Here is a 21,739-nt window from a genome sequence, read left to right as displayed (position 1 = left end):
GGAATGCAATTCTGGTCCGGTACGGCCTTCCTCGACACCGCGGACGCATTGGCCGTCACGCGCATGCTGGACGAAACCGGATTCGACGGGATGATCTGCGCCGACCACCTGATCTATCCGCGGGAGCTCAGCTCGCCCTACCCGTCGGGCGCGGACAAGCCGCCATGGGAACCGGAGACGGCATGGCCCGATTCCTGGGTGATGATCGGCGCGATGGCGGCCACCACCAGTCGGCTGCGCTTCACCAATGCCGTCTACATCGCGCCGTCGCGTCCGCTGCTCGAAGTGGCCAAGCAGGTCGCCACCGCGGCCGTCATCTCCGAGGGCCGGGTGGCGCTGACGGTCGGGGCCGGCTGGATGCGGGAGGAATTCGACCTGCTTGGCCAGCCGTTCGAGAACCGCGGCAAGCGGCTCAACGAGATGATCCCCGCGCTGCGTGCGCTGTGGCAGGGCGGCTGGGTGTCGTGGAGCGGTGAGCACTACCAGGTGCCGGAACTGATGCTCGAGCCCCATCCTCCTGGACCCGTGCCGATCATGTCCGGTGGCGAGTCGGATGCGGCGCTGCGCCGGGCCGCGCGACTGTGCGACGGTTGGGTCGGCACGGCCTACACCTGGGATGCCGCAGTGCCCTACGTCGAGCGGCTCCACGCGCTGCGCCGCGAGTACGGGCGGGCCGACGAACCGTTCGAGATCATGCTGGCGCTGATGGAGATACCGAGCGCCGACCTCTACAAACGCGCGGAGGACATCGGCATCACGGCCGTCATGGCGGCCCCGTGGATGGGGGCCGAGGGCGTCGATCCCACCGACGTCGCATCCTTCCGCGCGCCCATCGAACGCTTCGCCGAGACCGTCATCGCGAAAGTACGGTGATCCGCTGTCAGAATTCAACGCGTGAGCACTGAGGACTACGCACGCGACATGGTCGGGTACGGCCCCGTCCCACCCGATCCCTGCTGGCCGGGCGGCGCCAACGTCGCGTTGCAGTTCGTGCTCAACTACGAGGAGGGCGGCGAGCGCAACGTTCTGCACGGCGACCAGGAGTCCGAGACGTTTCTCTCCGATGTGGTTGGGGCGCAGGCATTCCCGAATCGACACATGAGCGTGGAATCGCTCTACGAGTACGGCTCCCGGGCCGGGCTCTGGCGGGTGCTGCGGCTGTTCGACCGGCGAGACCTGCCGCTGACCATCTTCGGGGTCGCCACGGCGCTGGCCCGCAACCCGGAGGCGGTCGCCGCATTCACCGCGCGCGGCGACGAACTGGCCTGCCACGGATTGCGTTGGCTCAGTTACCAGCTCGTCGAACCCGAGGTCGAGCGCGAACACTTGGCCGAAGCGGTCCGCGTCATGACCGAGTTGACCGGGTCGGCGCCGCTGGGCTGGTACACCGGCCGGGACTCCCCCCAGACCCGCAGGCTCATCGTCGAGCACGGTGGTTTCCTGTACGACTCCGACTCGTACGCCGACGATCTCCCTTACTGGACGCACGTCGCAGGCCAGGACCACCTGGTGGTGCCGTACACGCTGGACACCAACGACATGAAGTACGTCTCGCCCAGCGGATTCCCCAGCGGCACCGACTTCTTCACGTATCTGCGGGATGCGTTCGACGTGCTCTACGCCGAAGGCGCGGCAGGTGCACCGAAGATGCTGTCGATCGGACTGCACTGTCGGATCGTCGGGCGTCCGGCGCGCATCGCGGCGCTGGAACGCTTTCTCGACCACGTGCAACAGCACGACAAGGTGTGGATTGCGCGCCGGGTCGACATCGCGCGGCACTGGATCGAACACTTCCCACCAGCCGATTTGAGCCGCTGACGCCGACGGCGTCAGAATGACACTTGCCATGACGTCAAAGTGATGTCACCATGACACCATGGACTTGCAACCGTACGTCGACGCGGTACGCCACGAACTGAGCGTCGCAGCCGCCGCCGGGGGACCCGACGCGCAAGCGCTGGCCGAAAGGTTGACCGCGCCGTTGGAGTCGGCCATCCGCCTGGCCATGCTCGAGGCGCTGTCCGAGGCGGCGGAGATGATCACCCGCGACCTCGCGCCCGGCTCGGTCGAGGTGCGGCTCCGCGGGCGCGATCCCGAATTCACCGTCGATGCGGGTCCGTCGGAACTGCCCGACGTGCCTGCAGTCCCGGTCGGCGAACCCGAGGACGAAGGCGGCACTTGGCGCGTCACGCTGCGGCTGCCGGAGAACGTGCGGACCCGCGTGGACGCGGCTGCGCGAGGCGACGGGCTGTCGGTGAACGCCTGGCTGGTCCGTGCCGTGTCGGCGGCGCTCGGCGCCGGTCGGCCCCGACGACCACCGGGCGATTCCAGCACGCACTTCAGCGGCTGGGTCCGTTAGCCACGAAGAAACAACAACACAACAACTGGAGGAATGATGCCCACTTTCGATACACCGCAACCCATTACCGCGACGGTGGAGATCTCCGCCGGTGCCGTCAGACTCATCGCCAGTGAACGCGCCGACACGGTCGTCGAGGTTCGGCCGCGCGACGAGTCACGGCCTCACGACGTCAAGGCCGCCGAACAGGTCCGCGTCGACTTCAAGAACGGCACCCTCGCGGTGGCGAGCGGCCGCGGCTTCTCCTTTCCGCGCAGGGGAGCGGTGGTCGTCGACATCGCGCTGCCGTCGGGCTCGCGGCTGGACGCCTCGGCCGCGTCGGCGCAAATCACCGCCGACGGCGAGTACGGCGACTGCAAGTTCGCCACCGCCAGCGGTGACCTGTCAGTCGGGTCTGTGCTAGGAAACCTCAAGGCGGACACGGCTTCTGGCGGCATCACCGTGCACGCCGCCAAGGACTCGGTGTCCGTGTCGACCGCGTCGGGCGATGCGTCCTTTGGGGAACTCGATGGCGACGTCAAGTTCCGCGCGGCCAGCGGTTCGCTCGTGGTCGGCAGGTTGGCGGGCCGCCTCAGCGCCCAGACGGCGTCGGGCGACGTCACCGTCTCCGCCGCGGTCAGGGGCAACATCTCCGCGCAGACCGGCAGCGGCGAGGTCGCGGTCGGCATCGCGGAAGGCACTGCCGCGCAACTGGATCTGAGGACCCGCTCGGGCGCGGTGCGCAACACCTTGGCGCAGTCAGACGGACCCGCCGAGGGTGACGAGACGCTCGTCGTGCACGCGCGGACGGGATCGGGTGACGTGGTCGTCCAGCGCGCGACGGGTCCGGCGGCCGCCTGATGCAGGCCTTGCTAGCCTTTCGCGGTGCGTGCCTCGGTGCTGGTGGCGATCGTCCTGTTGGCCGGGGGCGGGCTGCTGGCCGGGCCCGCCCCGCACGCGGAAGCCGCTGACCTCGCGGGCAAGACCGTCGTCCTCGACGCCGGCCACGGTGCCTCCGTCGACGGTGCGCTCACCCGCCAGGTGCCCAACGGCCGCGGCGGCACCAAGGACTGCCAGACCACCGGAACGTCCACCAACGACGGTTTTCCCGAGCACACGTTCACGTGGGACGTGGTGTCCGTGATCCGCAGCCAACTCGCCCAACTCGGCGCCAACGTGGTGTTGACCCGCACCGACGACACCGGGCCAGCGCCGTGCGTCGATCAGCGGGCCGCGACCGCGAACGCGGCGCATCCCGACGCGATCGTCAGCATCCACGGTGACGGGGGACCGGCGTCCGGTCACGGCTTTCACGTCAACTACTCGAGCCCGCCGCTGAACGACGCGCAGTCCGGCGCGGCGATGCGGTTGGCCAACGTGATGCGTGACCAGTTGGTCGCATCCGGCCTGGCTCCGTCGACCTACATCGGGTCGAACGGGCTGTACGGGCGGGCCGACCTCGCCGGGCTCAACCTCGCCGACTATCCCGCCGTACTGGTCGAGTTGGGCAACATGCGCAACGCCGACGATGCGGCCCGCATGACCAGTCCGCAGGGCCAGGCGGAGTATGCGGCCGCAGTCGTGCGGGGCGTCGAGGCGTACCTCACGGGTTGAGGCTTGACTCTCCCGCAGCGGGAGACTCCACACTGACTGCATGCTCTCGATCGGCGACTTCTCCCGTATGACGCAACTGAGCGTCAAGACGTTAAGGCACTACCACGACGTCGGCCTCGTCGTTCCGCATCGAATCGACCCGGTCACCGGCTACCGCTACTACACGCGCGAGCAGGTACCCACCGCGCAGGTGGTGCGCCGGCTGCGGGAGCTCGACATGCCGGTGGCCGACGTGAAGTCGGTGTTGGCCGTCGGCCCCGATGACCGCAACACGGCGATCACAGCGCACCTCGGCAGGCTCGAAGCGCAGCTGGCCGAGACCCGCGCCGCCGTCGCGGCGTTGCGCGCGATCCTCGACCCGCCGGTCGATGGGCCGCAAGTACGACATCGCAGCGTTCCCGCCGTGCCGTCGATCGCCGTGCACGCCGACGTCGATCGCGACGAGTTGCCCGAGTGGTTCTTTGGCGCGGTGACCGAACTGCTGGTCGCGGTCGACGAGCAGGCCCTCACCCGGACCGGACCGCCCGCTGGGTTGTACGGCTTCGACGTCTTCGCGCGCGACCGCGGGCCCGCGACGGTGTTCGTGCCCGTCGAGGGTGCCGTCGTGCCCACCGGCCGGATCGACCAATTCGTGGTGCCTGCAGCCGAACTCGTCGTGGTCGAACACCACGGACCGCACGACGACGTCGATCTTGCCTACACCCAACTCGGCGACTACGCGACGCAGCACGAGATCAGCGTCGAGGCTCCGCTGCGCGAGTACTACCAGGTCTTCTCCTGGGACACCGACGACTCGTCGCGATGGGTGACCGACCTGTGTTGGCCGGTGTTCCGGTCCGATCGCGAAGGGACGAACCGATGAACCTCGAAGGACGCCACGCGGTGGTCACGGGCGGAAGCAAGGGTGCGGGCGCCGCGGTGGTCGCGCGACTGCGCGCGGCGGGTGCATCGACCACCGTGGTCGCACGCAACCGACCGGACGCTGATCCGTCGGTCGACTTCGTCGCGGCCGACATCACGACTCGCGCGGGCACCGACACCGTGGCACAGCACGTCGCCGAGCGTGGCGGTGCGCAGATCCTGGTCCACGTCGCGGGCGGATCGAGCACGCCGGCAGGCGGATTCGCGATGATGACCGACGAGCATTGGCTCGCCGAGCTGCAACTGAACCTGCTCGGCGCGGTACGGCTCGACCGCGCGCTGGTGCCCGAGATGATCGCCGCCGGCAGCGGTGCGATCGTCCACACGGCTTCAATCCAGAGCCGCATGCCGCTGTACGACGGCACACTCGGATACGCAGCCGCCAAGGCCGCGCTGCGCACGTACAGCAAGGGACTGGCGAACGAACTGGCCCCCAAGGGGATTCGCGTGAACACCGTGTCGCCGGGTTTCATCCAGACCGAAGCAGCCGATGCGCTGGTCGAACGGATTGCGGCGGCGAGCGGATCCGACGAGTCCGCAGCATTGCAGTCGTTGATGGACTCGCTCGGTGGCATCCCGCTGGGCCGCCCGGCGCGACCCGAGGAGGTCGCCGAAGTCGTCGGGTTCCTGGTCTCGGACGCCGCGTCGTCGATCGTCGGTGCCGACGTCATCGTCGACGGAGGGACCGTCCGGACCATATAGCTGTTGGTGGTGTGCGCGATTCGCTGCAGCGGCGGCTGGTGGCTGCAACGATTCGGTGATGGACCAGGAGCAGCCGAGGGCGTCATACGACGAACTGACCGCCGACGACGTGAGCAGCGTCGCGTTCTCTAGGCCGCTGATCGGCAAGAGCTACTACGAAGAGGAAGTCGACGCGTTCCTCACCCTTGTCGAACAAACGCTCAGAAACCCGCACGCGGTGGGTGGACTGACGGCCGTCGAGGTCGACGAATGGGCCTTCTCGAAGCCTCCATTCGGACGGCGCGGTTACCACGCAGGCGAAGTCGACGAATTCCTCGAGCGTGTCGCGCAACAGCTGAGGGGGACCGGCGGACAGCACTAGAACGCTGCCTAGCTTCCCAAGGATCCTTCAGGGCCGTGGGTGATCGTGATCAAGCGCGACGGAAACGAGCAGTGCACCGAGCGCGTACGCGGTTGGATCAGGTCGCAGCGACGCATCCGGGAGATCGCTCAGTCGGTCGCCGATGGGACATGGCAGCAGCGTCCGGGGCAAGCCAAACATCTTGTCTGACGGCGGCGAGCGGCTCAGCCAGTTCCGCCGGGGACCAAGGCACAATACTGCTGTATTGTTCGGGGCATCGATATGGAGGCATTGCATGCACCCGCTTGCGCTCTTGCGTCAAGCGCGGTGTTTGCCCAGACCGCATCCCCTCGATCCCACCGCTCATGCAGCGCTGCTCGACGACGTCCCCGCCAGCCCTCCTCTACCAAAGAATCAACGGTGACACTCGATGCCAGATATCACCTATCCGGCTGCTGAAGGCCACGTTTCCGGCCATCTCGCCATCCCTGAAGGCGAGGGCCCTTGGCCCGGCGTCGTGGTCGTCCAAGACGTTCTCGGCATGACAACCGACCTGAAACGGATCACCGACCGCTTTGCCGCCAGCGGCTATCTGGCACTAGCACCCGCGCTCTACGACAGCCACGGCCCCAAGATCAAATGCATGATCAGCACCATCCGCGCGCACTTCACCGGCCGCGGCGCCGCCTACGGCGACCTGCTTGCCGCCCGCGAACACCTCATCGCCGACGCCCGGTGCACCGGAAAAGTCGGCCTGGCGGGCTTCTGCATGGGCGCAGGATTCTGTTTACAACTGGCCCCCAGCGGCCTGTTCGACGCGGCCGCACCCAGCTATGCCGTCCTTCCCAAGGACGTCGAAAAACTCCAGCAATCCTGCCCGGTCGTGGCCAGCTTCGGCGCCAAAGACCCCATTGTGGCGCGTGGCACCGCAGCCAGGCTTGAGGCTGTGCTCGCAGGTGGCCAGGTGGCACATGACGTTAGGGAATACCCCCACGTCGGCCATAGCTTCATGAACGACCACGCTGTGCCCGCTCCGATTCGCCTCGTCGCCGGCATCGCCGGGATGTCCTACTCCGAGCCCGAGGCCGAAGACGCGTGGCGGCGCATCATCACTTTCTTCACCGAACACCTCACCGGAACCGACGGCGATCTCAACACCACCGGCCAAGCCTGAGCTGGCCCGCGCCGCGTGCTAGCGACGCGGTCGAACCTGGGCACGGATCGGACCACCGGCAATCATGGTGAAATGTAATGCAAGCGGGAATTCGTCATCAAGAGAACGGATTTCGACTCCACGAACGATGGTCGCCAAGGCGAGTGTGACTTCGAGCATGGCGAAGTGGTCGCCAATGCACGACCGCGGTCCGCCGCCGAACGGCAGGTACTTCCAGCGATCGAGGGCCGTGAAGTTCTCGGGGCTAAACCGGTTGGGGTCGAAGCGAAGCGGGTCGTCCCAGAGTGTCGGATCGCGCTGTACGGCCATTCTCCCGACCACGACCATGGTGCCTTTCGGCACCAGATACCCGCCTACTTCGATGTCGCGGCACGCCATGCGCGTCCCGGTGGGCGCTGGCGGGCACAGCCGAAGCGACTCCCGGATCACCTGCACGGTGTAGCCCAGCTGCGGAATGTCGTCGGGCGTTAGCGGCCGATCCGGTAGTGCCGCAACTTCTGCCGCGACGCGGTCCTGGTAGTCGGCGTGATGACCCAACGACCACAGGGCATACGTCAAGGTCGTTGCGGTGGTGTCGTGGCCGGCGAACAGAAATATGATCAGCTCGTCGCAAATCTCCTCGTCGGACAACCGATTTCCGGTTTCCGGATCCTCGGCGGCGATCAGTGCCCTCACCAGCGGCGCAACTCGCGTCGGATCCGCGCGACACTCACGCAAAATCTTCTGCGTCAAAGCGTGCAGTTTGGCGCTCGCCGCGCGCGCACGCCGACGCGCCGGTGTCGGCAACCAACGTGGAGCGCGCAGCGGGCGCGTCGCGCGCCTGATCGCATAGGTCAACGCGACTCGCAACGGCTCGGCGACCTCGTTGCCCGGCTCCTCCAGGTCGAGCCCGAGCACCGATCGGCCAAGTGCGCGCAAGGTCAGCGTGCGGCACTCGGCGTCCAAATCGACGTCAGCATCCTCGCGCCACCCCTCGTACACCGCCTGCGCCGCCTGCGCCATGTGACCACCGAACTCGTTCACACGCTGCTTGGTGAACACGGGTTGTAGGGTGCGCCGACGCGACTTCCACGGCTCGAAAGGGAGAGTGGCCAGGTTGGCGCCGATGATGCGGCGCATCTGGTCGAAGACCGGGGTCGTCTTGTCAACGGAGTCATCTTTGGTGCTCAGGACGTCGCGAATAGCACCCGGCGACGTCGCCAGCACCATCGGAGGCATTAGCCAGCGCGGCCCCAACGTGAAGGCGGTAACTGGTCCGCCGGCATCACGCAGCCGCTCCGTCCCCGTGCTGAATTCCCTCACTGCCGAGACGCGCTGCCGAAAAGGCATCGGGTTCACCGGCGGCAGGGGCAGTGACGTGAGCCCATCGCCCGAAGGGACCTGAACCTGAACCACGTCTTCCTCCTGGGATAGCGCTACGCACGCCGATCAAGTTCGAAGCTTACCGAGCAACGGGTATGCCGTTCACGGCGACAGCCATTCGACCTGCTGCTGCACACGGACTCGGCTCAGAGTGCGACGGCTCGGTACTGACGCCGGCGGTGCGGCGGTGAACCGCAGCACCAGCACGATGGCTTCCTCGGGATCAATTCCGGTGAGGCGCACGAAATCGCCTTGCAACTGCCCTAATTCGTCGGCAAAGCGCTCCGACAACTCGTTGAGATCGGCGGTACTGCGAGCATGCAAGAACACAGGTGACAACGGCTGAACGCTGAGGCCTTCGCGCTGCGCGAGGATCCATACCGCCTCAACGGCTGACCCTCCCCTCGCGTAGTCGCCGAGACTATCTCCGGTTACGGTGATCACCGCCAGCGCGGAGCTGGCGAGGACGCGGTCGCGCATGTCGTCGCCCAGCGCGCTGCCGGCGTTCCATTCCGCCAGGTGAGCCATGACGTCAGGCCGGCGCAAGACATCAAGCAACGCCACGTCGGCGGCATCGAGTTCGAGAGTGCGTATGTCGATTCCGGTGTCGGGGTCGGGATCGCCGGGCCAGCGGAGCTCTGTGACCAGCTCTGTGTGCAGCTGCGGCGTCAAGAACCGGATGCGGTCGGCTGCACCGAAAATCGCTGCGGCCCGAGCAAGATCGGCTTGCCCGGTGAGCAGATGCAGCTGCGCCCCCTGCCACTCGGCGGCGGCGGTGAGTAACTTGATCGTCTCGTCGTCAAGCGTTTGAGGCGTTCCGTGATGGCGGTTGGTCTCGCGCGCAAGCATCGGTTCGTACAGATCGGCAAGGGCAGGGTCGCTGCCGTCCTCGAAGGTCATGGTGGCCCGTAGCGGGGATCCGTCCACGTCCTCAACAATGCTCACCGGACCGAGCATTCCGCGGGCGGCAGCGGCGACTCTGACGTTGAACAGGGCTGCGCCCAATGCGACAGCGCTGCCACGGAAACCGGCGTCCATCGTTGACTTGTGTTCTGCGGCAACGCTGATGGTGACCTTGGTCGGTTCCGCGTCGATACGCCAGGGCTGGTGGTTTCCGCCAGACGGTGCGCGCATAGCGGCAGTGATGATGGTGTCGTCCGCCGTCGAAGGCACCGGGGCGTTGGTGTGCTCGACTTCGGGAGCGGGACGCCGCTGGGCCATCTCGGGCTCGGTGAGTTGGTCGAGCGCCCAACCAATATCGATGCGGCACCGACCAGATCGTAGGGTTTCACCCAGACCTATTCTGCGCACGGCTTCGGCCAATGCCGAGGCGCCGACGACGACGTCGGATGCCAACTGGGGCCAGGTCGACAGCGACCGGTCAACCTCGATGAGAGATGCGGCCGCGCGGGGCGATATTCGTTCAGCCTCGAGGTGGCGCAGCATGTGGGGGATCTTTTCCCGACTACTCATGCCAGGCAACAGGCCGACATCCAGCTGGCCCAGGAGTCCATGCAGGATCGGACGCTCAGGTTCCTGATCGAAACGTTCTACATCGACTATTCCACGGTCACTGGTAGCCATCACCACTGGAATGTGCCGGTCACGAGCGCCGATGCGCAGGAGAGCCTTCATGTCGAGCGAATCGCACTCTTCGACGACGACGTCGAGTCCATCCAGGAATGGGTCGACCGTGTCGACGGTGAGCCCGGCGTCGAACACTTCCACGACGAGGTAGGGGTCAAGCTCAGCGATCCTGCGTGCTGTCACGTGAGCTTTGTTGAACCCGAGGTCGAACACCGTGGCCGGTACCCGATTCAGATTCGACAGTTCCAGGTGATCGAAATCAGCCAGCCGAAGTCCACCACACAATCCCTGCAACGCCAGGGTATGAGCGATGACGTGGCCGACACTAAGACCAGCGACTCCGATGGTCAGCGAGTTGAACCGGGCCTGTTCTTGAGTGGTGATGTTGTTTCTGTTGCGATCAAGTCGTAGTGCTCGAAACCCGCGCGGGCCCAGCACCGCAACGACGGTGCGCCGCCACGGGTAGTAAGCCCACCGACCTGGTTCGGCCAGCAACTCTTCATCGGGCGCCGGACGAAGACTGCGCAGACCTGATAGCTGTGCGTCGCGGTGGTCGAGGAACTCGATCCCGGGGTCCGCTCGCAACCGCTCCAACGCCGCACGATCGGTGGCCTCATTCGGGTCCAGAATCTGCGCCGCGTAAGCGGTCGCGTCGGGCTCGGTCACGGCGCCAGACTAGTGCAACTACCCCCGTGGATGAATCGGATCGAACCGGAACACCGCAAGGCGTCCGGCCAGCGCCTCGAATTCGTCGGGCGTGCCGTCGACCACCAGCCCGCTGCGCTTGGCGAACCCGACACCGACGGGCACCTTGACGGCGAAAGACCGTAGTATTGGCCCGGATTCGGCTGCGGAAAGCTCCACGATCCGGACGCGGCGTGAGCGGCGGCCGCGGGTCAGTGTGCCCTCGCCGGCGGCCCGCGCGTTGGCCGCCCAGTCGGCCCCCGGATAGCCGGCCACGGTGTAGAGCCCGCCCTCGTGGTCGAACGGCGTCATCGGCGTCCTGCGCGGCTGCCCCGACTTGCGCCCGGGCACCGTCAGCACTTGCGACGGGCCAGCGGGGACGCCGATGCGCCCCAAGGCGAGCACCAGTTTGTTCATCTGCTTCAGCCACGCGGGCGGGCTGGGATTGGTTGTACTCGACATGTGTTGACTCCCTTGTTAATCGGTGAACATTTGACGATGGTCGGACACCCACGCGGCGAAGGGCGTCGCCGGGCGCTCGAGGATCTTCTCGACGTCGTGGGTGACCAGTGCCGGTCGTCCCACCGTCTCGAGCAGCAGTCCCATGTAGGCGTCGGCGAACGCCGGGGGAAACCCGATGCCGATGAACCGTTGGCGGACCAACTCCGGCGGAACCTCGTGATACTCGAGCGTGCGGCCGAGCACCGCACCGACCGTCTCGACGAGCTCGGCGTTGGTGAGTGACTGAGGCCCTGTCATCGGGATGCGTTGGCCCACCAGGTCATCGGTCAGCAGCGCGCGGGCCGCCACGGCGGAGACGTCGCCGTCGGCGATCGGTGCGGTGGACGCGGTCGCGTACGGCCCGCTGACCACGTCGCCGGCCCGGAGCTGTGCACCCCACATCCCGCCGAAGTTGGACGCGAACACGCTGGGCCGCAGGCTGACCCACTCCAGCCCCGAACCGGCGGCGAGCTCGTCGACCTCCTTGTTGCGGTCGCCGCGGACCCGCGACGGCTGACGGGAGAAGTCGTCGTCGGCGTTGATGGCCGACAGCGCGACGAGTCGCCGCACGCCAGCTGCACGCGCCGCCTCGACGGTGTCGGCCAGCGCCTCCCCGAGCGCACGCGAGTTGAGGAACACCGCGTCGCACCCGGATAGCGCGTCGACGGCGGAACGGTAGACGGCGACCTCCGGAGGAAGGCCCGTGTCGTCGGGATTGCGGGTGACCGCTCGGACGTCGGCGCCCGCGGCGGTGAGGTGGGTGACGAGGGGGCGGCCGACGTTGCCGGTGGCGCCTGTGACGAGAATCGTGAACATGTCATCAAGGACGGGGCAGCCATCCAGAAAGTTACGAATCCCAACGCGTAACTTTTCCGGCCGCCGTTTCGTCGTATCACCATGACCGAGCTGAGCGCTGCCTGGCGCGACCACCACGCCTACCTCGTCAACCTCGGGTATCAGATGCTCGGCGACGTCGGGGAGGCCGAGGACGTCGCGCAGGAGGCATTCCTGCGGCTTTCCCGAACGGACGACGTCGACGACGAACGGGGCTGGCTCACGGTGGTGGCGGGACGGCTGTGCCTCGACCAACTCAGGTCGGCGCGAACCCGGCACGAGACGAGCCTGCCACCGGATCACGACGTCCCCGTCGCCGCCGATCCCGCCGACCGCGTGACCCTCGACGACGAAGTCAGCCACGCCCTCATGGAGACACTTCGCCTACTCAGCCCGGGGGAGCGGGTGGCCTTCGTACTGCACGACGTGTTCGCGCTGCCGTTCGACGAGATCGCCGAGACCGTCGGAAGACCCGTGGGCACGTGCCGACAACTCGCCCGTCGTGGCCGGGCCAAGTTCAGGGGTGCCGGTCCGCGACCCGCCGCCGTAGCTCCCGACGAACATCAGCGCGTCACCGACGCGTTCATCGCCGCATGCGCCAACGGCGACCTTGCGGCGCTGGCGTCCGTGCTCGATCCCGCGGTGTGGGGAGTCGGCACCGTGCTCGCCGATCCGGCGCCGCCGCCGCAGGTCAACCATGGGCCGCACGACGTCGCCACCAACCTGCTGCGCTACCTGGGACCGGGTGCGACGTTGGTCGTCGGTGCGCCGGGAGAGCCCGTGCTGCTGGCCTTCGCCGAGGGGCGGTTGTTCGCCGTGGTGGTGCTGACGATCCGCGATGGCCGGATCCTGAAGATCGAAGCCACCGCGGATCCGTCGGCCCGCTTCGCGCCTCGTCAGCCGTAGGTGAACGAGAACGCCTGCAAGCCCTTGGACAGCGCAACTTCCACGCTGCCGTTGCCGTCGTCGTCATTCGTGACGAGCTGACGCAGGTTGGGCGGCCCGCTGACGAAGATGCTGGTGGTCTGGCCAGCCCTCGTCACGGTCACGGTGCCCGTGCCGCCGACCACCAGATTCACGTTGCGGGCGTGGTAGTTCAGCGCGATGGCAGCACCGTCTGCCTGCGCCGTGACGCCCTGGTAGTCCAGCGCCCACGGGCCACGCAACGCGAAGCTGTCGTCGGCGAGTCGTGCCGGGAATTCGAATGTCCGGGTGCCCTGGTCGTAGGCGCCCTGGCCACCGTAGTTCACCTCCTTGCCGACGCTGAAGTACGTCTCTGGAGTGAGCTGCTCCGTGGGAGTCGTGTCCTGTGCCTCGGTGGCGGGTGGTAGCTCCGCGTCGCCTTCTGAAAGTAGTTGGCGGATAAGCCGTTCCGTGTCGTCGTAGCCGCCCTCGCCGAACTTGACGTGACGCACCGTGCCCTGCTGGTCGATGAGGTACTCGGCGGGCCAGTACCGGTTGCGATAGTTGGTCCACGTCGAGAAGCCGTTGTCCATGGCGATCGGGTAGGTGATGCCGAGATCCTTTGCGCCGCTGACGACGTTGGCCTCCTCCTTCTCGAAGGCGTACTCCGGCGTGTGCACCCCGATGACCTCGAAACCCTTGTCGCGGTAGGCGTCATACCACCCGACGACGTGCGGAATCGCGCGTTGGCAGTTGATGCAGGAATATGCCCAGAAGTCGATCAATACGACCTTGCCGCGCAACGACTTCAGGTCGACCGCCGCGTTTCCGGGGGTGTTGAGCCACTTGGTGATGCCCTTGATGTCGGGGGCCGTTCCGCAGCTCTGGAGTTCGGGGCCGCCGTCGGAGCAGTTCGACAGTTCGGCGTTCTGCTCGTTGACGAGGCCGCCCAGGTTCAGTTCGCGTAGTTGTTCCTCGCCGCCGACCTGCCTCTGCAGGCCGCTCGTGTAGTCGGGGATGGCGCGCTGCAGCACGGCGGGCAGGTTGAACACCAATCCGACGGCGAGCAGGATCGTGACGAGGCCTGCGACGACGCGGATTTCACGCTGCCGCCGCCGGAATGCCGCTACCCGCTCAGCAACCCGTTGCCCGGCCAGGGCGAAGAACAACAACGGCAGGGCGGCGCCCACCGCGAACGACAGCGTCAGCGCCACGGTGGACAGGCCGATGGTTCCTGTCGCGCCGGCGACGACGATCGCGGCCAGCACCGGTCCGGCGCACGGGACGTACAGCACGCCGAGGGCCAACCCCAATCCGAATCCGCTTCGGCCGGAACCGAACTGCTTCTGCGGTAGCCGTGAGAACGGCTTCTCCAGTAGCGCCTCGAACTGCGGGAACATCAGCCCGAGCCCGATCGCCACCAGCGCGACCAGCGCGACCCAGCGGATCGCGTCCTGGGGCAGGTGTAGCAGCGAGAGCAAGGCCGAGCCGAGCAGCGTCACGACGCTGAAGCTGAGCACCAAACCCGCGATCACGCGGTAGGGCCGCAGGGTGTCCGACAGCGTGCGCTTGGGCGGGGTCTTGATGGCGACCGCGCCGTCGCCGCCTTCCGGTTGCGGTTCGGAGGCGCGCGCACTCTGCGTGCCCGAGAAGAAGATGACGGGCAGGACGGGCAGGATGCACGGGGAAATTCCGGTGATCAGCCCGCCGATGAAGCCAATGAGGATCAGTGTGGTCATTGCTGGGTGCTCTCTTTCTTGCGTGAGCAGTCCCCGCAAGCGGGGGCCCAGCAAAATGCCCTGAATCAGCGCGATTCAGGGCATTTTGCGTCTGCTCGCGGTGGACGGTGACCTACATCGCGGGCGGCATCAACACGGTGTCGATCATGTAGACCGTGGCGTTCGCGGTCTTGACGCCACCGCAGACCAGGCCGGCGTCGTTGATCTTGAGCTCCGGGCCTGCGCCGGTGACGGTCACGGTGCCGCCCTCCAGCGTCGTGCGATCGCCGACGACCGCGGTTGGGCTGGCTTGGCCTTCGACCACGTGGTAGGTCAGGATCTTGGTCAGCAGGTCGGAGTCGGTCTTCAGCTTCTCGATCGTGGCCGGGTCGATCTTGGCGAACGCGTCGTCGGTCGGCGCGAACACCGTCAGGCCGGGATTGCTGTTGAGCGTGTCGACCAGGTTCACGTTCGGATTGAGCTTCCCGGACAGCGCCGACGTCAGCGTCGTCAGCACGGGGTTGTTGGACGCGGCGACGGCGACCGGATCCTGTGCCATGCCCGTGACGGAACCGGGTCCGGACGGGACGGTCTTGGCGTATCCGGCGCAGCCGGTGCCGACCAGATCGGCGGCGGGATCGCCCATCGCGCTTGCCGACGGCATCGCCGGCGCGGCGGTCATCGCCGAACTCGACGAGGTGGCAGCCGAGCTGCTGGAGGCCTCCGTGGACATATCGCTCGAACACGCGGAAAGGCCGAGCACCGCGATCGCACTCAGACCCGCCGCTGCAACGGCCTTGCGGTGACTTGATTTCATGACTTCGACTCCAATGTTTCTGGGACGACGCGGGTGCCGCCCTCGGCTCTGACATCGGGGATTCGCGGTGAGCTCGGTCACGGATGGCACGTGACGTGGCGCGTCATAGATGCGTCACATCCAGCTCGCGCACACGACACCGTCCGCAGAATTCACTCGTCCCGATGCCGGGATTCCGCCTCTTGACGGCACAATGGACACGTGAGCAGCGGCCGACTCCGGGTCTTGATCCTGGGCAGCACCGGGTCGATCGGTACCCAGGCGCTGGAGGTCGTCGCCGCCAACCCCGACCGCTTCGAGGTCGTCGGGCTGGCCGCAGGTGGCGGCAACCCCGAACTGCTGGCCCGTCAGCGCGCCGAAACCGGGGTCACCAACGTCGCGGTCGCCGACGCAGCCGTCGCCGCCGAACTCGGCGACGTGCCGTATGCCGGCGACGAAGCCGTCACCCGGTTGATCGAGGACACCGAGGCTGACGTGGTGCTCAATGCGCTGGTCGGGGCACTCGGCCTGCGCCCGACGCTGGCCGCACTTGCCTCCGGAGCCCGGCTCGCCCTGGCCAACAAGGAGTCGCTCGTCGCGGGCGGGCCATTGGTGCTCAAGGCCGCGGCACCCGGCCAAATCGTCCCCGTCGACTCCGAGCACTCGGCCATGGCGCAATGCCTGCGCAGCGGCACCGCCGACGAGGTCGCCAAGATCGTGCTCACCGCGTCGGGCGGCCCCTTCCGCGGCTGGTCGGCCGATGCCCTGGAGGACGTCACCCCCGAGCAGGCCGGTGCCCATCCGACGTGGTCGATGGGTCCGATGAACACGCTCAACTCGGCGTCACTGGTCAACAAGGGCCTCGAGCTCATCGAGACGCACCTGCTGTTCGGCGTGGACTACGACCGCATCGACGTCGTCGTCCACCCGCAGTCCATCGTCCACTCGATGGTCACGTTCACCGACGGGTCGACCATCGCCCAGGCCAGCCCACCGGACATGAAGCTGCCCATCGCGCTGGCGCTCGGCTGGCCCGAGCGGGTCGCCGGCGCGGCGCTGGCCTGCGACTTCGCCACCGCGTCGACCTGGGAGTTCGAGCCCCTCGACGACGACGTCTTCCCCGCCGTCGCCCTGGCCAGGCAGGCCGGTAGCCGTGGCGGCTGCCTGACGGCGGTGTACAACGCCGCCAACGAAGAGGCCGCCGCGGCGTTCCTGGCGGGCCGTATTCGATTCCCTGCCATCGTGCGCACCGTCGCCGACGTGCTGCACGCCTCAGATCAGTGGGCCAAAGAACCAGCTACCGTGGATGACGTACTCGATGCGCAAGATTGGGCCCGCGACCGGGCCCGACGTGCCGTCGCACAGGAGGTAGTTCCCACTCGATGATGTACGTAGTAGGCCTGGTGCTGCTTGCGCTGGGCATCTTGATCTCCGTGGCGTTGCACGAGTGCGGTCACATGTGGGCGGCGCGCGCCACCGGGATGAAGGTGCGCCGCTACTTCGTCGGCTTCGGCCCGACCCTGTGGTCGACCAAGCGCCCCAACAAGCTGGGCTACACGGAGTACGGCGTGAAGGCCATCCCGCTCGGCGGCTTCTGCGACATCGCGGGCATGACGGCGGTCGACGAGGTCGCGCCCGAAGACGAGCCCTACGCGATGTACAAGCAGAAGACGTGGAAGCGGGTCGCGGTGCTCTTCGCCGGGCCCGGCATGAACTTCATCGTCGGCCTCGTCGTCATCTACGGCATCGCCAACGTGTGGGGGCTGCCCGACCTGAACCCGCCCACCACGCCGGTGGTCAGCAAGACGTCGTGTGTGGCGCCCGAGCTCGAGCGGGGCAAGTACGGCACGTGCCAGGACCCCGGGCCCGCGGCGCTGGCCGGCATTCGCACCGGCGACCAGATCGTGAAGATCGGCGGCAAGGACGTCAACAGCCCCGACGAGGTCGTCGCCGCCCTGCAGCCGCAGCGCGGCACCGTCCCCGTCGTCGTGGAACGCGAGGGCGAGCAGCTGACGCTGAACGTGGCCGTCCAGCAGACCCAACGGTTCACGTCGAAGGACGCCACGGAGCCGGCCACGGTCGGAGCGGTGGGCATCAGCGCAAGCACCCCCAGGGTCGAGCCGACGCAGTACAACCCGGTGTCCGCGGTGCCCGCCACGTTCGCCTTCACCGGTGAGCTCTCCGTGAAGCTGGGCGAGGCGCTCCTCAAGATCCCGACGAAGATCGGTGCGCTGGTGCATTCGATCGGCGGCGGCGAGCGCGATCCGGAGACGCCGATCAGCGTGGTCGGTGCCAGCCGGCTCGGCGGTGAGGCCGTCGCGGCCGATCTGTGGGTGATCTTCTGGTTCCTGCTTGCGCAGCTGAACTTCGTCCTCGGCGCCTTCAACCTGCTGCCCCTGCTGCCGTTGGACGGCGGCCACATGGCCGTCGCGACGTACGAGAAGGTGCGCGACATGCTCCGCAAGGCGCGTGGGCTGTTGCCCGCGGGGCCGGTGGACTACATGAAGTTGATGCCCGCCACCTACGTCGTCGTGATCGTGGGCGCCGCGTACATGTTGTTGACCGTCACCGCCGACCTGGTCAACCCCATCAGCCTCTTCCAATAGGAGACACCATGGCCACGTCCATCGGATTGGGCATCCCGTCGCCACCGCCGCCGGTATTGGCGCCGCGGCGCAAGACCCGTCAGCTGATGGTGCGCGACGTCGGCGTCGGCAGCGACTATCCCGTCGCCGTGCAGTCGATGTGCACCACCAAGACCCACGACGTCAACGCCACGCTGCAGCAGATCGCCGAGCTCACGGCGTCCGGCTGTGACATCGTGCGCGTCGCCTGTCCGCGCCAGGAGGACGCCGACGCGCTGGCCACGATCGCCAAGAAGGCGAACATCCCGGTGATCGCGGACATCCACTTCCAGCCGAAGTACATCTTCGCCGCCATCGACGCGGGCTGCGCCGCGGTGCGCGTCAACCCCGGCAACATCAAGGAGTTCGACGGCCGGGTCAAGGAGGTCGCCAAGGCTGCCGGAGCGGCGGGCATCCCGATCCGCATCGGCGTCAACGCCGGCTCGTTGGATCCGCGGTTGATGAAGAAGTACGGCAAGGCCACCCCCGAGGCGTTGGTGGAGTCGGCGTTGTGGGAGGCCTCGCTGTTCGAGGAGCACGGCTTCGGCGACATCAAGATCAGCGTGAAGCACAACGATCCCGTCATCATGGTCGCCGCCTACGAGCAGTTGGCGGCGCAGTGCGACTACCCGCTTCACCTCGGCGTCACCGAGGCCGGGCCGGCGTTCCAGGGCACCATCAAGTCGGCGGTTGCGTTCGGCGCCTTGCTGTCCCGCGGCATCGGCGACACCATCCGGGTGTCGCTGTCGGCGCCGCCGGTCGAAGAGGTCAAGGTCGGCAACCAGATCCTGGAGTCGCTGAATTTGCGGCCTCGCGGACTGGAGATCGTGTCCTGTCCGTCGTGTGGGCGAGCCCAGGTGGACGTCTACAAGTTGGCCAACGAAGTCACCGCCGGCCTCGAGGGACTCGAAGTCCCGCTGCGCGTCGCCGTGATGGGGTGCGTCGTCAACGGGCCGGGGGAGGCGCGCGAGGCCGATCTCGGCGTTGCGTCCGGCAACGGCAAGGGCCAGATCTTCGTTCGCGGTGAGGTCATCAAGACAGTGCCCGAGCAGCAGATCGTCGAGACGCTGATCGAAGAGGCGATGAAGATCGCCAGCCAGATGGACACAGAGCTTGGTCCACAGGCAAGTGCAAGCGGTTCCCCGGTGGTCACCGTAAGCTGAGCATTGACCCTGTGAGCGGGGTCACCCGCCAGGTCGCCAGAAAGAGTCCCCATGTCGGCTCCTCCGCTGTTTCGCCTCGCCGACGAGCGACGCGTCACGGTAGTGCGGGATGCCGCAGTCGTGCGCCGCGTATTGGACGACGACCCGGTGGGCTCCTGCATGGTGGCGTCGCGGGTCGCCGACCACGGAGTCGATCCGACCGCGATCGGCGGCGAACTGTGGACGCGCAGACAGCCCAGCGAGTCGCTGTGCTACGCCGGGCCCAACCTGATTCCGCTGCGAGGCGAGGTCGGTGACCTGAACGCGTTCGCCGACAAGGCGATGAGCAGCGCGCGGCGGTGTTCCTCGTTGGTCGGACGGTCCGAGTTGGTGATGCCCATGTGGCGACGGCTCGAAACCGCTTGGGGCCCTGCGCGTGACGTGCGCGAACATCAGCCGTTGATGACGTTGGACGTCGCGCCGCGGTGCGCCGTCGACCCCGCGGTCCGCCCCGTGCGGATGGACGAACTCGACGCCTACCTGATCGCCGCCATCGACATGTTCATCGGCGAGGTCGGGGTCGACCCGAGGCTCGGCGACGGTGGACGCGGGTACCGTCGGCGCGTCGCGGGACTCATCGCCGCGGGCCGCGCCTGGGCCCGGTTCGAGCACGGGCAGGTGGTGTTCAAGGCCGAGGTCGGGTCGCAGTCCCCGGCGGTCGGACAGATCCAGGGCGTGTGGGTGCATCCGGACTGGCGCGGCCGCGGGCTCGGCGCGGCGGGCACCGCAGCGTTGGCGGCCGCGGTCGTCAGAAGTGGCCGCACCGCCAGCCTCTACGTCAACAACTACAACACCGTCGCCCGCGCGACGTACACGCGCATCGGGTTCGAACAGGTCGGCACCTTCGCCACGGTGTTGCTCGACTGACTCGGCACGCGGGCCCTCGGGCTCGCGCTGCGGGGCGCGCCGAAATCACTTAACCTCTAGCTGAAATCAGACTATTTCCGCTGGTCAGGAGGTGTTTTCGTGTATCGAACGACTGCGACCGACGATGCGATTTCAGCAAACTCCTTGACCGACGTGAACGGCCCGGCACCTTGTGTCATCGGCAAGCCATCTTTGCGGGCGCAAATCTTGGCCCCGTGTCGGCTCGAGTCGGCGGAGTAGGGGCGGGCAGATGTCGACCCAGTCACCGCAGTGGATCGCCACCGCCCGTTTGCTGCGCCGGACCGGCTTCGGCACCACCGGCGCGAAGGTGGATGCGGTGGTGGGTCAGGACTGGTCGCGGTACCTCGACGGACTGCTCGACGCGGACCCCGAGACCGACCCCGGCGCCGTCGCGACGCCGATGCCGCCGCTGACACCGGTGCCGCCCTACCCCAGCGGGGATGCCACCAAGGAGGCGATGGACCGGTGGAACCGTACCGTCGATGACCAGATGCTCTGGTTGGCCGACTGGTGGCTCAGCCGCATGATCTCCGTCCACGAGCCGATTCACGAGAAGCTGACCTGGTTGTGGCACAACCACTTTGCAACGTCGGCGGCCAAGGTGCGGTTCGCCGTCTACATGGGCGCGCAGAACGAGAAGCTGCGCAGGATGAAGCTCGGCGACTTCCGCGAATTCGCGTACGCGATGCTGACCGATGCCGCCATGTTGTCGTGGCTGGACGGCAAGGACAACGTCGCCGCGTCGCCAAACGAGAACCTCTCTCGCGAGTTCATGGAACTCTTCGCCCTCGGCCATGGAAGCGGGTACACCGAGCACGACGTGCGGGAAGGTGCGAGGGCGCTGAGCGGATGGATGACCGACGACGTCGGGCGGTCGTCCGTGCGGCCCGATAGGCACGACTCCGCTGACAAGACGGTGCTGGGTGTGACGGGAAGCCTTGACGCAGCGGCCTTTTGCGATGCGGTGCTCGGACATCCCGCATCGGCGACGCACATTGTGGCACGGCTGTGGCAGCAGCTCGCCTCGGATGCCTCACCCTCGTCGGCGACGCTGGCGAGGCTCATCGACGCCTATGGGCCCAACCGCGACCTCAAGGCGCTGACGAAGGCGATCCTGTTGGACCCCGAGTTCGTCAGCGGGGCTTCCATCATCACGCCCGCGGAGTGGCTGATCGGAGTGATCCGAACACTGTCCATCCCGGTCGATTCGCCGGAGGTTGCCTACGCCATCGACGGGCTACTGACCGGGCTCGGACAGCGGCCGTTCTATCCGCCGGATGTCTCGGGCTGGCCGCGCGGTCGGGTCTGGGTGTCAACTGCGAGCATCACCACGCAGGCTTGGGCGGCAACCGAACTCGCCAAGCGAGGCAACCTCTCCACCGTCGAGAGCGCGCCCATCGCCGACCGCGTCGACGCGGTCGGCTACTTCATCGGCGTCGGCGCCTGGTCCGACCGGAGCGCTGCGGCGCTGAAGCCGTATCTCGGCAATCCTGCGGCATTGTTCACCGCCGCGGTGAATGCCCCCGAATACCTTACTGCGTAAGGAGATTC

Annotated in this window: 21 protein-coding genes; 15 read left to right on the top strand and 6 right to left on the bottom strand. The window is 67.2% G+C overall.

Features of this window, described 5'->3' with window-relative positions; translation table 11 throughout:
- The first annotated feature begins 3 nt into the window (after positions 1-3).
- From SLQ33_RS18815 to SLQ33_RS18775, 9 genes are all read left to right on the top strand, one after another.
- Complete coding sequence (locus SLQ33_RS18815) at positions 4-873, top strand: TIGR03619 family F420-dependent LLM class oxidoreductase (protein WP_319455378.1); 870 nt, start codon at positions 4-6, stop codon at positions 871-873.
- A 48-nt stretch (positions 874-921) separates the two neighbouring features.
- The gene (gene puuE, locus SLQ33_RS18810; RefSeq protein WP_319455553.1) at positions 922-1,818 is read left to right on the top strand and encodes an allantoinase PuuE; all 897 of its coding nucleotides are present in this window, start codon (positions 922-924) and stop codon (positions 1,816-1,818) included.
- A 58-nt stretch (positions 1,819-1,876) separates the two neighbouring features.
- A complete protein-coding gene (locus SLQ33_RS18805) occupies positions 1,877-2,359 on the top strand; it encodes a histidine kinase (protein WP_319455377.1) in 483 nt (160 codons plus the stop codon).
- Between the two features lie 36 nt (positions 2,360-2,395).
- Positions 2,396-3,199, top strand: a complete 804-nt coding sequence (locus SLQ33_RS18800; protein WP_319455376.1) for a DUF4097 family beta strand repeat-containing protein — start codon at positions 2,396-2,398, stop codon at positions 3,197-3,199.
- A gap of 24 nt (positions 3,200-3,223) precedes the next feature.
- Complete coding sequence (locus tag SLQ33_RS18795; protein ID WP_319455375.1) at positions 3,224-3,952, top strand: Rv3717 family N-acetylmuramoyl-L-alanine amidase; 729 nt, start codon at positions 3,224-3,226, stop codon at positions 3,950-3,952.
- Between the two features lie 40 nt (positions 3,953-3,992).
- Positions 3,993-4,814 (top strand): MerR family transcriptional regulator, encoded by an 822-nt coding sequence (locus tag SLQ33_RS18790; RefSeq protein ID WP_319455374.1) that lies wholly within the window; start codon positions 3,993-3,995, stop codon positions 4,812-4,814.
- Positions 4,811-5,575, top strand: a complete 765-nt coding sequence (locus tag SLQ33_RS18785; RefSeq protein ID WP_319455373.1) for an SDR family oxidoreductase — start codon at positions 4,811-4,813, stop codon at positions 5,573-5,575. The genes SLQ33_RS18790 and SLQ33_RS18785 overlap by 4 nt, the downstream gene beginning before the upstream one ends.
- 58 nt (positions 5,576-5,633) lie before the next feature.
- Complete coding sequence (locus tag SLQ33_RS18780) at positions 5,634-5,936, top strand: DivIVA domain-containing protein (protein ID WP_319455372.1); 303 nt, start codon at positions 5,634-5,636, stop codon at positions 5,934-5,936.
- Positions 5,937-6,345: 409 nt separating this feature from the next.
- Positions 6,346-7,089: a dienelactone hydrolase family protein gene (locus tag SLQ33_RS18775; protein ID WP_319455371.1), complete on the top strand. Its 744-nt coding sequence runs from the start codon at positions 6,346-6,348 to the stop codon at positions 7,087-7,089.
- Positions 7,090-7,107: 18 nt separating this feature from the next.
- Here the strand turns inward: SLQ33_RS18775 and SLQ33_RS18770 are convergent, their stop codons facing one another.
- From SLQ33_RS18770 to SLQ33_RS18755, 4 genes are all read right to left on the bottom strand, one after another.
- Positions 7,108-8,418 (bottom strand): cytochrome P450, encoded by a 1,311-nt coding sequence (locus SLQ33_RS18770; protein WP_319455552.1) that lies wholly within the window; start codon positions 8,416-8,418, stop codon positions 7,108-7,110.
- A gap of 135 nt (positions 8,419-8,553) precedes the next feature.
- The gene (locus tag SLQ33_RS18765; protein ID WP_319455370.1) at positions 8,554-10,704 is read right to left on the bottom strand and encodes an Rv1355c family protein; all 2,151 of its coding nucleotides are present in this window, start codon (positions 10,702-10,704) and stop codon (positions 8,554-8,556) included.
- Between the two features lie 18 nt (positions 10,705-10,722).
- Positions 10,723-11,184: a nitroreductase family deazaflavin-dependent oxidoreductase gene (locus tag SLQ33_RS18760; RefSeq protein ID WP_319455369.1), complete on the bottom strand. Its 462-nt coding sequence runs from the start codon at positions 11,182-11,184 to the stop codon at positions 10,723-10,725.
- A gap of 15 nt (positions 11,185-11,199) precedes the next feature.
- Positions 11,200-12,039 carry an NAD(P)H-binding protein gene (locus tag SLQ33_RS18755; protein ID WP_319455368.1) on the bottom strand — a complete coding sequence of 280 codons (840 nt, stop codon included), beginning with the start codon at positions 12,037-12,039 and terminating at the stop codon, positions 11,200-11,202.
- 81 nt (positions 12,040-12,120) lie between these two features.
- Between SLQ33_RS18755 and sigI the strand changes: the two genes are divergently transcribed.
- Entirely contained in the window at positions 12,121-12,963 is an 843-nt protein-coding gene (gene sigI, locus SLQ33_RS18750) for an RNA polymerase sigma factor SigI (RefSeq protein WP_319455367.1), read from the top strand.
- On the opposite strand, the gene SLQ33_RS18745 is transcribed toward sigI, so the two are convergent.
- Complete coding sequence (locus tag SLQ33_RS18745; protein WP_319455366.1) at positions 12,954-14,699, bottom strand: cytochrome c biogenesis protein DipZ; 1,746 nt, start codon at positions 14,697-14,699, stop codon at positions 12,954-12,956. The two genes, sigI and SLQ33_RS18745, sit on opposite strands and share 10 nt — an antisense overlap.
- Before the next feature lie 112 nt (positions 14,700-14,811).
- Positions 14,812-15,495, bottom strand: coding sequence for a fasciclin domain-containing protein (locus SLQ33_RS18740; RefSeq protein ID WP_319455365.1), 684 nt, complete (start codon positions 15,493-15,495; stop codon positions 14,812-14,814).
- A 201-nt stretch (positions 15,496-15,696) separates the two neighbouring features.
- Here SLQ33_RS18740 and dxr point away from each other — a divergent pair, with 201 nt between their 5' ends.
- From dxr to SLQ33_RS18715, 5 genes are all read left to right on the top strand, one after another.
- The gene (dxr, locus tag SLQ33_RS18735; protein WP_319455364.1) at positions 15,697-16,860 is read left to right on the top strand and encodes a 1-deoxy-D-xylulose-5-phosphate reductoisomerase; all 1,164 of its coding nucleotides are present in this window, start codon (positions 15,697-15,699) and stop codon (positions 16,858-16,860) included.
- Positions 16,857-18,080 carry a M50 family metallopeptidase gene (locus tag SLQ33_RS18730; RefSeq protein WP_319455363.1) on the top strand — a complete coding sequence of 408 codons (1,224 nt, stop codon included), beginning with the start codon at positions 16,857-16,859 and terminating at the stop codon, positions 18,078-18,080. Before dxr ends, SLQ33_RS18730 begins: the two co-directional genes overlap by 4 nt.
- An 8-nt stretch (positions 18,081-18,088) precedes the next feature.
- On the top strand, positions 18,089-19,261 hold the full coding sequence (gene ispG, locus SLQ33_RS18725; RefSeq protein WP_319455362.1) for a flavodoxin-dependent (E)-4-hydroxy-3-methylbut-2-enyl-diphosphate synthase: 1,173 nt from the start codon (positions 18,089-18,091) through the stop codon (positions 19,259-19,261).
- Between the two features lie 51 nt (positions 19,262-19,312).
- The gene (locus tag SLQ33_RS18720; protein WP_319455361.1) at positions 19,313-20,167 is read left to right on the top strand and encodes a GNAT family N-acetyltransferase; all 855 of its coding nucleotides are present in this window, start codon (positions 19,313-19,315) and stop codon (positions 20,165-20,167) included.
- Positions 20,168-20,417: 250 nt separating this feature from the next.
- Entirely contained in the window at positions 20,418-21,731 is a 1,314-nt protein-coding gene (locus SLQ33_RS18715) for a DUF1800 domain-containing protein (RefSeq protein ID WP_319455360.1), read from the top strand.
- Positions 21,732-21,739 lie beyond the last annotated feature (8 nt).

This window comes from Mycobacterium sp. RTGN6, from assembly GCF_033804605.1.
Taxonomy (GTDB): Bacteria; Actinomycetota; Actinomycetes; order Mycobacteriales; family Mycobacteriaceae; genus Mycobacterium.
This window is presented reverse-complemented; position numbering and strand designations above follow the sequence as displayed.